Origin of the sequence: Chiayiivirga flava (genome assembly GCF_014202825.1) — a bacterium.
GTDB lineage: Bacteria > Pseudomonadota > Gammaproteobacteria > Xanthomonadales > Xanthomonadaceae > Chiayiivirga > Chiayiivirga flava.
Genome location: NZ_JACHHP010000002.1, coordinates 650549 through 664194 on the forward strand (window position 1 = coordinate 650549; position 13646 = coordinate 664194).

Here is a 13646-nt window from a genome sequence, read left to right on the forward strand (position 1 = left end):
CGGCGGGTGAGCAGGGGCGCTCCACTTCAAAGCATCTGGGAGACACGAATGCAGACGAAACAATCTCCGGCATCGCGTTGCCGGGCGTTGGCACTGGCGCTTGCCGCGCTGTGCGCCGCGCCGACGGGCGCCGCGCTGGCGCAACAGAAATTCGCCGACGGCAAGGGCGGCTGGGGCGTCACGACCAACCACCTCGGGATCCAGCAGGTCAACACGCCGGGCATCGACCGCGACTGGGTCGAACTGCAGGACATCAAGAAGATGGACGCGGGCCAGCCGGTCACGCGTTTCGCCATTGCGCACACCAACAAGATCGCGCCGGCGCAATACGGCACCTGGGACGAACCGAGCGCAGGCATCAAGCGCTGGCGCCTGGTGCTCGGCTCCAAGGACGCGCTCTCGATCAATCTCGGCTTCTCGCGCTTCCAGCTGCCAGAAGGCGCCGAACTGACCCTGCTCAACGCCGCCGGCAAGGCCGAGTTCCGCAGCTTCACCGCCGCCGACAACGACAAGCATGGCCAGCTCTGGACCCCGCTGGTGAAGGGCGACCAGGTCACCGTGGTTCTGACCGTGCCGGCCAAGGCGGTCGACGACGTCAAGCTCGAAATCGGTTCGATCAACCACGGCTACCGCGGTCTGGGCGAGATCCCGTGGTTCGCCAAGTCCGGCGCATGCAACGTCGACGTGGTCTGTCCCGAAGGCGACGACTGGCGCGAGGAGATCCGCTCGGTGGCGGCGTTGACGCTCAATGGCACCGACCAGTGCAGCGGTGCGCTCGTCAACAACGTCAACGGCGACCTGACGCCGTATTTCCTCACCGCCGCGCACTGCAGCTTCGGCTCGGTGGCGGGCGCCGCCGGCATGGTGGCGTACTGGAACTTCGAGAACTCGACCTGCCGCGTTCCCGGCAGCGGCGCGTCGGGCGGTGCCGGCGACGGCACGCGTACGCAGTTCAACACCGGTGCGATCTTCCGCGCCAACCGCGCCGCGTCCGACTTCACCCTGGTGGAGTTCGACGATCCGGTCGATCCGTCGTACAACCCGTACTGGGCCGGCATCGATGCGCGCGACCAGGCCACCTCGTCGGCCGTCGCGATCCATCATCCGGGCGTCGACGAGAAGCGCATCAGCTTCGAAAACGATCCGACCACGATCACGACCTACCTGCAGAACGCGGTGCCCGGCGACGGCACCCACCTGCGCGTGACCGACTGGGACCTGGGCACCACCGAAGGCGGCTCGTCGGGCTCGCCGCTGTTCAGCCCGGAAAAGCGCATCGTCGGCCAGCTGCACGGCGGCTTCGCCTCGTGCAGCAGCCAGACCTCGGACTGGTACGGCCGCGTCGCGGTCTCCTGGGCTGCCGGCGGCACCGCCGCCACCCAGCTGCGCGACTGGCTCGATCCGGACAACACCGGCACGCTCGTCATCGACGGCCGCAACGAGATCGAGGCGCCGTTCAACGTGGTGCTCGACCCGCCCGCGCTCGAGGTCTGCGCCGCCGACGGCAGCGCCGTGGTGGATGTCGATGTCACGCAGGAAGAACCCGGCTTCACGGACACGGTGACGCTGAGCGTGGCCAACCTGCCGGCAGGCGCCTCGGGCAGCTATGACGATTCCACCGTCGAGCCGCCCGGCAGTGCCGTGCTGACCATCAGCGGTCTTGCCGGCGTCGCCAGCGGCGCGTACACGGCCCAGGTGGAAGCCACCGACGGCGTCGACACGGTGAGCAAGAACCTGCCGCTGACCGTGGCCGCGGGCGTGCCCGCCGCAGCGACGCTGACCGCGCCCGCCGACGGTGCGACCGGCCTGTCGACGACGGCCACGCTGCAGTGGTCGGCGGTCGCGAGCGCCGTGTCCTACCAGGTGCAGGTCGACGACAACAGCGACTTCAGCAGTCCGGAATTCGACGAGACGGTCACCGACGCCACCTCGGTGCAGGTGCCCGGCCTGAGTGTCGAAACCGAGTACTTCTGGCGCGTGATCGCGTCCAACAGCTGCGGCGACGGCGTCGCTTCGGCAGTGTTCTCGTTCGAGACCGGCCTGCAGTACTGCCTGACCCCGAACCTCGCGATTCCGGACAACGTGCCGGCCGGCGTGACGAGCCAGATCGTCATCCCCGATTCGGGCACCATCACCGATCTGCAGTTCGGCATGAACGTGGCCCACACCTGGATGGGCGACGTCCGCATTTCGCTCACCAAGGACACCACCACCGTCGTGCTGTTCGATCGCCCGGGCGTGCCCGCCAGCACCAACGGCTGCAACGGCAACGACGCCGACATCGTCCTCGACGATGCCGCGACGCTTTCGGCGGAGAACAACTGCGCCAACGCCACCCCGGCGTACGTCGTCGGTGAGCACTACACGCCGAACAATCCGCTCGCCGGCTTCGACGGCATGGATCTGGCCGGCACCTGGACGGTCAACATCAGCGACAACGTCGGTATCGACACCGGCAGCCTCGTGAGCTGGTGCCTGCTGCCGACCACGACCCCGGCCGTCAACGAAGCGCCGGAGTCCGAGCCGCTCGCCGACGCGACCGTGGAAGTGGGCGAGGCGCTGAGCTACGACGCGGGCGCCGCGTTCAGCGATCCGAACGGCGACGACCTGGCGTTCTCGGCCACCGGCTTGCCGGGCTGGGCCATCATCGATCCGCTCACCGGCGAGATCACCGGCACGCCGGCGATCGGCGACATCGGCGATTCCGTGGTCACCGTGACCGCGACCGAGGACACGCCGGACGCCTTCAGCGCGGACGAGAGCTTCACGCTCTCGGTGGTGGCCGCGAACGAACCGCCGACGGCCGGTACGATCCCGCCGCAGGAGGCGGCCGTCGACGGCGCCTTCAGCTTCGACGTCAGCGGCTTCTTCGCCGACCCGAACGGCGACACGCTCTCCTATTCGGCGACGCTGCCGGCATGGGCGAGCATCGATCCGGTCACCGGCGTGATCAGCGGCACCCCGACCGCGGCGGACGTGGGCACGACCAGCGTCACGGTCACGGCCACCGAAGATCATCCGGACGGCGGCACGGCCGATGCCACGTTCGACCTGACGGTGGTCGAAGGCAACGTTGCGCCGGTGGCGGGCGTGATCGGCGATACCAGCATCGAGGTGGGCCAGACGCTCGCGCTCGACGCCGGTTCCGCGTTCAGCGATCCGAACGGCGACGACCTGGTGTTCTCGGCCACCGGCCTGCCGGCGTGGGCGAGCATCGATCCGGTCACCGGCGTGATCAGCGGCACCCCGGCGGCGGGCGACGAGGGCGATTCCGTCGTCACCGTCACCGCCACGGAAGACACGCCCGACGCACTGAGCGCCGATGCGACCTTCACGCTGACCGTCACCCCGCTGCCGGGCGACGTGATCTTCGTGGACGGCTTCGAGGGCGACTGAGGTCGACCGCGCCCGGGTCGTTCGCGACCCGGGGCCTGCACACGACGCCGCCGGAAGCGATTCCGGCGGCGTCTTGCGTTTCAGCGGGTGCGGATCGGGACGGGCCCGCCGTCCGGCGCCCAGCGACCCGGTGGCGTCCAGGCGTCGGGCGCCTGCAACGGCAGCCCGTTCTCGATCAGCAGCGAACGCAGCGCCGACAGCTCGGTGGCGCCCGGTGCGTTCCAGCGCGCGAGGTGGTCGGCCACCCGCTCGCCGTCCGTCGCGAGGGCGGATTCCAGTTCGCCGGAGGCCGCGGCCAGCCAGAGCAGGTCGCGTCGCGCGGCGACGGCCGCGCTGCGTTCGTCCGCGGTCCGCGCAAGCTCCAGCGCCAGGCCGGTGCCGAGCATGGCGCCGAGCATCGAATCGGAGGCGTCGACCAGGGTGCGGGCGATGGTCCGGCAGGTGTCGCCGCGCGCCGGCACGCGCGCGATCGCGTCCTGCCTGCACTGCTGCATCAGCGGCGAGATCGGCGGGAGCGCGTCGCCCAGCGCGATGCCGACGGCGGCGAACGCACTGGCCGCGGCGGGCGTGGCCGTCGCCGCCGGGTCGTGCGCCATTGCGGCGAGCCACGCCGCGTCGGGTTCGACGCGCGCAAACGCGGCGACCAGGCGAAGCACGCGTTCGACGGCATGCACGTCGAAGCGCGTGGCCGCGGCCGCACGCGCGAGCGCCGCGTCGACGGATTCGGCCTGCTGCGCAAGCGCCGGCAGATCGACCAGCCACACGAAAACATTGTCGGGCTCGATCGCGCGCAGGCGCGCCAGTGCCAAGTCGCGTTTGCAGACGGCCGACGTGGCGGCGGGACAATCGAGCACGGCACTCCACCACACCAGCGGATCGTCGCCGGCGTCCTGCAGCGCGTCGGCGACCAGCGCGTCGCGGAGCGCCGCGCCGTCGTCGGACGCCAGCGCCTGCCGCGCGCGTGCCGCCACGCCGGGATCGCCGAGCAGCGCGGCCGCCACCATCCGCTCGAAGGCGTCGGCCGAGCCGGCGAGCGTGCTCGCCACCTCGGCAAGATAGGCGGTGTGCAGCGCATCTTCGTCGCCTTGTCCCAGGTCCGCTGGGCGCTCCAGCGCGCGCACGCCGGTCGGCAGCGCCAGTGCCAGCGCAAGGGTCAGGGCGGTGCGACGCATCTGCGGCATGGGATGCTCCCGGCGAACGGACACGGCCCCGACGTCAAACGCCGTGCCGACGTGACCGCGTCAGTACCCCGCCGCCTGCCCGTCCTTGCGACTCTCCGAGGCACCGGCATACACGCCGGTGGCCGGATCGCGCGCGATGGCCTGGTAGCCGCCGTACGGGCCGTCGGCGAACTTCACCACGTGGCCGCGGCGCATCAGCGCGCGCACGCTGTCGTGCGGGAAGCCGCTCTCGATCTCCAGCACGCCGCCGTCGCTCATCGCGGTGTTCTGGCCGGTCGGTTCGGTGGAGCCGTCGTGGTGCATGCGCGGCGCGTCGCCGGCTTCCTGCAGGTTCATGCCGAAGTCGATGAGGTTGACGAGGATCTGCACGTGGCCCTGCGGCTGCATCGCGCCGCCCATCACGCCGAAGCTCAGCCAGGGCCTGCCGTCCTTCGTGACGAAGGCGGGGATGATGGTCTGGAACGGACGCTTGCCGGGCGCGTAGCTGTTCGGGTGGCCGTCCTTCAGCACGAACATTTCGCCGCGGTCCTGCAGGATGAAGCCCAGGCCCGGCGGCGCCATGCCGCTGCCCATGCCGCGGTAGTTGCTCTGGATCAGCGAGACCATCATGCCGTCGTCATCGGCGGTGGTGAGGTAGATGGTGTCGCCCTGTTCGAGTTCCTGCGGCGTGGCGGGCTGCACTTCCTTCAGCGCGGTGTCCATCGAGATCAGCGCGCGGCGCGATTCGGCGTAGGGTTTGGAGATCAGCTTTCCGATGTTCACGTCCTGGAACGCCGGATCGGCGTACCAGCGCGCGCGGTCGGCGAAGGCGAGCTTCTTCGCCTCGGTCATCAGGTGCATGTGTTCGACGCTGCCGAAGCCGTAGCCCTTGAGGTCGTAGCCTTCGAGGATGTTGAGCATCTGCAGCGCGGCGATGCCCTGGCCGTTCGGCGGCAGTTCCCACACGTCATAGCCGCGGTAGTTCGTCGACACCGGCTCGACCCACTCGCCGCGGTGCGCCGCGAGGTCCTCGTAGCGCAGGAAGCCGTCGTTGGCGCGGAAGTAGGCGTCGATCGTGCGTGCGATGGTGCCGGTGTAGAACGCGTCGCGGCCACCGTTCGCGATCGTCTCCAGCGTCTTGGCGAGGTTCGGGTTCTTCCACACCTCGCCCGTGCGCGGCGCCCGGCCGTCGATCGTGAACTGCTCGGTGAAGCCCGGCCATTTCGCCAGGCGCGGCACCGACAGATTCCAGTAATACGCGATGGTCTCGTGCACCGGATGGCCGTCGCGCGCGTAGCGGATGGCCGGTGCGAGGTTCTGCGCCATCGTGCGCTTGCCGAAGCGCCCGTGCAGCGCGAACCAGCCGTCCACCGCGCCCGGCACGCTCACCGGCAGCGGACCGTGCGGCGGGATGTCGGCGAGCCCCAGATCGCGGAAGTGCTGCATGGTCAGCGCCTTCGGCGAGCGGCCCGAGCCGTTGTAGCCGTGCAGCTTCCGCGTCGTCGGATCCCAGACGATGGCGAAGAGGTCGCCGCCGATGCCGTTGCCGGTGGGTTCCATCAGCCCTAGCGCGGCGTTTGCGGCAATCGCGGCATCCACGGCGCTGCCGCCGTCGCGCATCGTCTGCAGCGCGATCTGCGTCGCGAGCGGGTGCGAGGTGGCCGCCATCGCGTGCGGCGCGAACACCTCCGAACGCGTCGCGAACGGCGCGCCGGTGATGCGGTCGGCGCCAGACGCGCCGGTGGCGACCCCGATGAGGGCGAGCAGGAGCAGGCGTTGCATCGAACGATTCCCGTCGGCGATGGACGCCCGATGATAGCCGGCATTGCCCCGTGGCCTGCATCCGCGACCGGTCCCGGCGCGTAATGTTCGAAACGCCGGTCGCGGAGCCTCTCATGTCGTCTGTCACGCGTCTGCCTGCCGTCTACCGCTTGCTGTTGGCAAGCGCGGTGCTCGCCCCCGGCGCCGCTGCGGCGCAGGCGGCCGAACCGACGGCCGAGCGACTCGACAGCATTCTCGTGCTCGGTCGCCGCGCCGACCTCGTCGGCGAAGCGGTGTCGGCCTCGGAAGGACGCGTCGGGCCAGAGGAGATCGCCGGGCGCCCGCTCCTGCGCACCGGCGACCTAATGGAATTCGTGCCGGGCCTCGTCGCCACCCAGCACTCGGGCAGCGGCAAGGCCAACCAGTATTTCCTGCGCGGCTTCAATCTCGACCACGGCACCGATTTCGCCACGTCCGTCGATGCGATGCCGGTCAACATGCGCAGCCACGGCCACGGCCAGGGCTACACCGATCTCAATTTCCTGATCCCCGAACTGGTGCAGGAGCTGACCTACCGGAAGGGCACCTACTACGCCGATGTCGGCGATTTTTCCGCCGCGGGATCGGCGCAGTTCCAGCTCGCCGACCGGCTCGATGCCGGACGCCTGGACCTGGGCCTGGGCGAGCACGGCTACGGACGCGGCGTGTTGGCCGATTCGCTGCAGGCCGGCGGCGGCGACCTGCTGCTCGGCGCCGAGCTGCAGCGCTACGACGGTCCGTGGGACGATGTCGACGAAGACGTCGACAAGAAAAACCTCATGCTGCGCTACAGCCGCGATGCCGGCGACGGTCGCACACACGTCACCGTGCTCGGCTACGACAACACCTGGAACTCGCCCGACCAGATCCCGCAGCGCGCGGTCGACGCCGGCCTCATCACGGACCTGGGGTCGCTCGATACCACGCTCGGCGGCGAATCTTCGCGTCAAAGCGTGTCCGGCGGCTGGCACGGCGCGGCGCTCGGTGGCGAGTTGCGCGCCGATGCCTACCTGATCGACTACGACTTCGCGCTGTGGTCGAACTTCACCTATTTCCTCGACGATCCGGTGGGCGGAGATCAGTTCCAGCAGTTCGACGAACGCCGCATCACCGGCTTCGATCTGTCGCAGCAGTGGAGCGGCGAGCGTTCGCGCTGGCGCGTGGGCGTGCAGGGCCGGCGCGACGACATCGAACGCGTCGGCCTGTCGCGGTCGCGAAACCGCGTGCCGACCACGCCGATCCGCGACGATGCGGTCGACGAAACCGGCTTCGGTATCCATGCCGCGCACGAGTTCCGCTTCTCCCCCACGTGGCGCAGCTATCTCGGCTGGCGTTACGACCGCTACGACTTCGACGTGACCGCGCTGCAGCCGGAGAACTCCGGCAGCGCCGACGACGGCACCGCATCGGCCAAGGCCGCGCTGATCTGGCAGCCGGTCGACGCGGTCGAGACCTACCTCAGTTACGGCCAGGGCTTTCATTCCAACGACGCGCGCGGTACCACGCTGCGCGTGGATCCGGTCAGCGGAGAGCCGGCGTCGCCGGTCGATCCGCTGGTGGAGTCGGAAGGCTATGAGCTGGGCCTGCGCTGGTTCCTGAGCGAGCGGCTGCACGCCACCGCGGCGCTGTGGCACCTGGACCTGGATTCGGAATTGCTGTTTGTCGGCGACGCCGGCAACACCGAAGCCAGCCGGCCGAGCCGGCGCGACGGCATCGAGCTCGGCATGTACTGGTTCGGCCGCGACTGGCTCAGTGCGGAGGTGGAGTTGTCGTACACCGACACGCGCTTCCGTGACGCCGATCCGGCCGGTCGCGACGTGCCCGGCTCGATCCCGCTGGTGGCGAGCGCGGGCCTGCGTGCGGACTTCGCGGACGGTTGGTCCGCGAGCGCGCGGGTGCGGCACCTCGGCGCCTATCCGCTGATCGAGGACGACAGCGTCGAATCGGACGGTTCGACCCTCCTCAACATGCGCGTGATGCGCGAATGGCAGCGCTTCGCGCTGAGCCTGGACATCCTCAATCTGCTCGATGCCGACGACCACGACATCGACTACTACTACGCGTCGCGCCTTCCGGGCGAGGCCGACGGCGGCGTGGAGGACATCCATTTCCACGTCTTCGAGCCGCGTGCGTTGCGCGTCACGGGACGCTGGTCGTTCTGAGGCGTTACCCGATCAGCCAGTGCCACAGCGGCAGCGTGAGCATCGACAGCAGCGTGCCGTAGCCGACGAGCGCGGCCGCCAGCGTCGGAGCGAGGCGGTGCGAGATCGCGAGCGCGCCGGCGGTGATCATCGGCGGCATGGCGGTTTCCAGCACCACGGCGTCGGCCTGCAGGCCGCGCAGCCCGAGCAGCGCGACCAGGCCCAGCGCCAGCAGCGGCATCAGCAGCAGTTTCAGCGCGAGGCCTGCACCGAGCGGTGCGAGCTGCTCGCGTGGCAGGCGCAGTTGCAGCTGCAGGCCGACGGCCAGCGCCACGACCGGCAGCAGCGCGTCCGACAGGCGCAGCAGCACCGCGTCGATCGCGTGCGGCGGCTGCGCCGGCATCACGGTGAGCGCCACCACCAGGGCCACGAACGGCGGAAACGTCAGCACCTTGCGCGCGCTCTGCGCCGGCGTGGGCGGCGCCTCGCCGCCGTATCTCGCCAAGACCCACAAGCCCCACGTGGCGAGGATCAGGAACGAGCCGAACTGGTCGTAGATCACGGCCGTCGGCAACGCCGCGTCGCCGAGCAGCGCGAGCGTCAGTGGATACCCGAGGTACGAGGTATTGCCCAGACCGATGCAGAGCATCAGTGCGGCGCGCGTGCCGACATCGAGCTTCAGCGGCCGCGTCAGCAACCGCACGCACACGATCGTCGCGACCAGCACCGCCCAGGGGACCGCCGCCACCGCGAGCACCTCCGCACCGATCGACAGGCGCGATGCGTAGCGCAGGATGGCCGCGGGCAACAGCACGTAGAGCGCGAACTGGTTGAGCGTGTCGGCGGCGTTGGCCGGAAACAGGCGCCGGCACAGCATGCCCAGCGCGAGCATCAGCAGGATCAGGAAGAACGCGTCGAAGGCCATGCGGATCGGGAGTGTTGCGTGCACCGCAGCATAGCCGCTGCGGCAGCAGCGGGCCGTACGACGATGGTGTGAGCGCGGCGCGCTAGCGTGCGGCGCGGAACGCGCGCAGGCGATCGAGCGCGGCGCGCAGCTGCGCCAGCAGTGGCGTCAGCGCCGCCACGTCGTCGGCACCACCCGCGACTTCGGTCTCCGCCGCCAGCGCCGCCAGCTCGCGTGCGCCGACCAGCCGCGCCGCGCCCTTGATCCGGTGCGCCTCGCGTGTGACGCCGAGCAGATCGCCGATGGCGTGCGCGCGCGTCATCGCGTCCAGATCCTGCTGGGTGGCCTGCACGAAGTCGTCCAGCACGGTGCGTTCGGTCGTGCGGTCGCCGCCGCTGACATCCTGCAGCACGTCCGCGTCGATCGGCGCCGCGGACGGCGCCGGAGCGTGCGCGTCCATCGGCACCGGAAGCGCCGCGCCGCTTCCGCCTTGCAGGTGCGGCAGCCAGTGATGAAGCCGTTCGAGCAGGGTCGGGATCGAGACCGGCTTGACGAGGTAGTCGTCCATCCCGGCGCCGAGCGCACGTTCGGCGTCGCCCTTGAGCGCTGCGGCCGTCAGCGCGACGATCGGCGTGCGCGGCAGGCCGCGTTGCGCCTCGCTCGCGCGGATGGCCGCGGCGAGCTGGTAGCCATCGAGCTTGGGCATGTGCAGATCGGACAGCACCAGCGCGAACCGTCCGCTGCGCCAGCGCGCGAGGCCCTGTTCGCCGTCCTCGGCGGTTTCGCACGCGAAGCCCGCGAGTGCGAGCTGGCGCGCGATGACGAGGCGGTTGGTGGGGTGGTCGTCCACCAGCAGCACCAGGCTGCGGTCGTGCAGCGCTTGGTCGATGGTCGGCAGCGGCCGCGGTTCGAAGCTCGGAAGCGGATCGTCGTCGAGCGATTCGCCTCCCTCGATGTCGGCGACGTCACCGCGCGGAAACGTCGCGACGAACGTCATCGTGGTGCCGTCGCCGGGGGCGCTGTGCATCGCGATGTCGCCGCCCATCGCATCGGCCAGGCGACGGCAGATCGCCAGGCCCAGGCCGGTGCCGCCGAAGCGGCGCGTCGTGTCGCCCTCGGCCTGGGTGAAGGGCTGGAAGAGGCGCGCCTGCGCCTGCGCCGACACGCCGATGCCGGTGTCCTCCACGCGAAATTCCACGCGCTCGCCGTCGCCCTCGATGCCGAGCGAGCGCAACTGCACGGTGACGCGGCCGTGCTCGGTGAACTTCAGCGCGTTGGAGAGGAAGTTGGCGAGGATCTGCCGCAGACGCACCGGATCGGCGACATGCGCGCGTCCGAGGGCGGGATCGATGTCGAACTCGAGATTGAGTCCCTTGCTCGACGCGGCGCCGACGAAGTTGTAGACCGTGGCGGTCACCAGCTTGCGCAGGCTCAGCGTGACCGGGGCAAGTTCCAGGCGGCCGGCCTCGATCTTCGAGAAATCCAGGATGTCGCCGATGATCTGCAGCAGCGTCTGCGCCGACTGGTGGATGACGTTGAGCGCGCGGCGCTGGTCGGTATCGAGCGCGGTGTGTCCGAGCACCTCCACCATGCCGGTCACGCCGATGAGCGGGGTGCGGATTTCATGGCTCATCGCGGCCAGGAAGCCGCTCTTGGCGCGGTTGGCCTCGCGTTCGCGCTGTTCGCTGTCGCGCAGTTCGGCTTCCAGGCGCTTGATCTCGGTCAGATCGGTGGCCACCAGCAGCAGGCCGGGCGGCGCGTCGTCGTCGGTGCCGCTCGATTCGATCGCCGACAGCGCGATCAGCACCGGCACCACGCTGCCGTCGCGCCGCACGAACTTCCATTCGCGCGGCGTGCGGCCGAGGCCGGCGAGCGTGCGCGTCGAGGCATCGTGCACCGGGCCGATGCCGGCCAGCGCGAAGAAGGTGTCGCGCGGCGCGATCTCGCAGTCGAGCTTGCGCGCGAGTGCCGCCGCGGTGCGCCGCAGCTGGTCCGGGTCGCACAGTCGCTCCAGCGTTTCCTTGCCCACGAGGTCCTGTGCGCGGAACCCGAACAGTTGCTCGGCGAACGGATTGACGTGGGTGAAGCGGCCCTGCGCGTCGACCGAGAGGATCGCCGTCTGTGCGGCCGACAGCAGCGAACGCTGGAATCCTTCGCGCAGCTCCAGCGCGCGCCGCACGTCCTCGGTGTGCGCATGCGACTGCGCGAGTTCGTTCTCGTAGTCGCGCACGTCGCTGCGCATCGCGACGAACGCGTCCACCACCTCGCCCAGTTCGCCGCGCGGGCGGTAGCGCGGTGCGCCGTCGAAATCGCGGCGCCGCATGCGTTGCGCAAGGTCGGTGAGGCTCTCCACTCCGCGGTAGATGTTGCGCAGGATGTAGCGGCCGACGATGCTGACCACGAGCAGGGTGAGCACGCTCAGCGCGACGCGCAGCCAGCGCACCGCCGCCACGCGCCGGCCGTCGTCGCGGACCAGGCGTTCGGCCTCGATCATCTGCAGGTCGGAGAGGAACTTCAGGCGCGAGGTCACCGGATCGATGGCCGGGAACAGCTCGGTATCGGCCAGGCGGCCCAGCGCGGCCATGTCCTGCGCCGCGAGCACGGCCCCGAGCCGCCGCGCGGTGCGGTCGGCGTCGACCCGCGCCTGCGCGATCTGCACGAACACCGACTGCTGCTCCGGCGTGCGCGGCACGGTCTGCAGTTGCGTCCAGTGCTGTTCGATGCGCGCCAGTGCGTTGTCCACCGCGCCCGCGCCCTGCTCCCAGCCCATCAGGTGGTTGCGCACGCGGAACGCGGTGCCGGTGATCTCCAGGCCGTAGGCGTCGGAAATGGCCTTGATCCGGCGCAGCCCGGCAAGCGACTCGTTCTTGAGCGTGTCGAGCGCGGCGCGGGTGCGGTATTCGCTGACTTCGTCCAGCAGCAGCACGCCGGCGCCGGTGAGCAGCAGCAGGCCGAACAGGGCCAGCAGCTGCAGGCGGATGCCGACCCGCGGGGCGCGCACGCTGCGGCTCAGGCGTCGGGCCGGCGCCAGCGCGAGATCACCTGCGCAAGCTGGTCGCCGGGCACGGCGCGTCCGATGAGGTAGCCCTGTGCGCAGGTGCAGCCGAGTTCGGCCAGCATCTGCCATTCCTCGATGGTTTCCACGCCCTCGGCCACCACGCGCAGGCCGAGCTTGCGCGCAAGCTCCAGGCTCGCCTCGATCACCGCGCGCTTGCGCGGCTGCGCCGGCGCGCCGCTGACGAAGCTGCGATCGATCTTCAGCTCGGTGAACGGAATCTGCGACAGCTGCGAGAGCGAGCTGTAGCCGGTGCCGAAATCGTCGACCGACAGTCCGAAGCCCTTGAGCCGCAGGCGCGCCAGCACGTTCAGCGCCGCCGCCGCTTCGCCCATCACCGAGCCTTCGGTGATCTCCAGCACCACGTCGCGCGGGTCCACGCCGTGGCTGAGCACGATGCGCTGGAAGCGATCGGCGGCGGCGACGTCGGCAAGGTTGAGCATCGAGACGTTGACCGACACCTTCAGCCGCAGCCCGGCGCGCTCCCAGCGGTTGCGCCACGCGCAGGCCTTCTCCAGCACGAGGTCGGTGAAGCGGTCGATCATGCCCTCGCGTTCGATCGCCTCGACGAACTGCGCCGGCCGCACCACGCTGCCGTCGCGGCGGCGCCAGCGCGCGAGCGCCTCGACGCCGTCGACATGGCCGTTTGCGAAGGTCGCCTGCGGCTGGAAGAACGGCACGAATTCGTCGCGCTCGAGGCCTTCGGCGAGCGCCTGCGGCGTGATGCCGATCGCGGTCTCGACGTCTTCCTCGTCCTGCGCGGTGTCGTACGCGGCCAGCACGTCGGCGAGCTTGGCGGCGGTCATCGGCTTTTCCACGCAGCCGAGCACGCGCAGGCCGTAGGCGCGCGCCATCGTCTGCACCGTGCCGAGCAGCGCCGGATCGAGCGCGGACGCCACCACCACCGCGTGCGCGAGCTTGCGCTGCGCGACATGGCCGATGAATTCGATGCCGTCCATGCCGGGCATGTCGAGATCGACGATGACCACGTCCTGGCGCTGCGCGGTCGCGGCCAAGGCCTGCAGCGCGGACTCGCCGTCGGCGGCCTCGGCGCAGCGCACCACGCCCAGTTCGGCGAGCAGGCGCAGCGCCATGCGGCGCTGGAAGCCGTGATCCTCGACCACCATGACGGTGAGTTCTGCGAGCTGCATTCCGTCCCCTGCCGCCGCGTGGCGCCGCGCCGCGGAAGG

Annotated in this window: 7 protein-coding genes; 2 read left to right on the forward strand and 5 right to left on the reverse strand. The window is 70.2% G+C overall.

The window, feature by feature from the left end:
• Positions 1-48 precede the first annotated feature (48 nt).
• A complete protein-coding gene (locus HNQ52_RS07300) occupies positions 49-3396 on the forward strand; it encodes a putative Ig domain-containing protein (protein ID WP_183960441.1) in 3348 nt (1115 codons plus the stop codon).
• A gap of 80 nt (positions 3397-3476) precedes the next feature.
• Here HNQ52_RS07300 and HNQ52_RS07305 read toward each other — a convergent pair whose 3' ends face one another.
• Together HNQ52_RS07305 and ggt are read right to left on the reverse strand one after the other, a co-directional pair.
• Positions 3477-4577 carry a hypothetical protein gene (locus tag HNQ52_RS07305; RefSeq protein ID WP_183960442.1) on the reverse strand — a complete coding sequence of 367 codons (1101 nt, stop codon included), beginning with the start codon at positions 4575-4577 and terminating at the stop codon, positions 3477-3479.
• 60 nt (positions 4578-4637) lie between these two features.
• Complete coding sequence (gene ggt / locus HNQ52_RS07310) at positions 4638-6338, reverse strand: gamma-glutamyltransferase (RefSeq protein WP_183960443.1); 1701 nt, start codon at positions 6336-6338, stop codon at positions 4638-4640.
• A gap of 113 nt (positions 6339-6451) precedes the next feature.
• Here ggt and HNQ52_RS07315 point away from each other — a divergent pair, with 113 nt between their 5' ends.
• A complete protein-coding gene (locus HNQ52_RS07315; protein WP_183960444.1) occupies positions 6452-8518 on the forward strand; it encodes a TonB-dependent receptor in 2067 nt (688 codons plus the stop codon).
• 4 nt (positions 8519-8522) lie between these two features.
• On the opposite strand, the gene HNQ52_RS07320 is transcribed toward HNQ52_RS07315, so the two are convergent.
• The 3 genes from HNQ52_RS07320 to HNQ52_RS07330 all read right to left on the reverse strand — a co-directional run bounded on the left by HNQ52_RS07320 (position 8523) and on the right by HNQ52_RS07330 (position 13607).
• The gene (locus HNQ52_RS07320) at positions 8523-9422 is read right to left on the reverse strand and encodes an AEC family transporter (protein WP_183960733.1); all 900 of its coding nucleotides are present in this window, start codon (positions 9420-9422) and stop codon (positions 8523-8525) included.
• A gap of 82 nt (positions 9423-9504) precedes the next feature.
• The gene (locus HNQ52_RS07325) at positions 9505-12402 is read right to left on the reverse strand and encodes an ATP-binding protein (RefSeq protein ID WP_183960445.1); all 2898 of its coding nucleotides are present in this window, start codon (positions 12400-12402) and stop codon (positions 9505-9507) included.
• Between the two features lie 8 nt (positions 12403-12410).
• On the reverse strand, positions 12411-13607 hold the full coding sequence (locus HNQ52_RS07330) for an EAL domain-containing response regulator (RefSeq protein ID WP_183960446.1): 1197 nt from the start codon (positions 13605-13607) through the stop codon (positions 12411-12413).
• Positions 13608-13646: the final 39 nt, after the last annotated feature.

Excerpts from the sequence above, each read along its gene's own strand:
- HNQ52_RS07300 (WP_183960441.1), top strand. The coding sequence starts at position 49 with ATGCAGACGAAACAATCTCCGGCATCGCGTTGCCGGGCGTTGGCACTG.
- HNQ52_RS07305 (WP_183960442.1), bottom strand. The coding sequence starts at position 4,577 with ATGCCGCAGATGCGTCGCACCGCCCTGACCCTTGCGCTGGCACTGGCG.
- ggt (WP_183960443.1), bottom strand. The coding sequence starts at position 6,338 with ATGCAACGCCTGCTCCTGCTCGCCCTCATCGGGGTCGCCACCGGCGCG.
- HNQ52_RS07315 (WP_183960444.1), top strand. The coding sequence starts at position 6,452 with ATGTCGTCTGTCACGCGTCTGCCTGCCGTCTACCGCTTGCTGTTGGCA.
- HNQ52_RS07320 (WP_183960733.1), bottom strand. The coding sequence starts at position 9,422 with ATGGCCTTCGACGCGTTCTTCCTGATCCTGCTGATGCTCGCGCTGGGC.
- HNQ52_RS07330 (WP_183960446.1), bottom strand. The coding sequence starts at position 13,607 with ATGCAGCTCGCAGAACTCACCGTCATGGTGGTCGAGGATCACGGCTTC.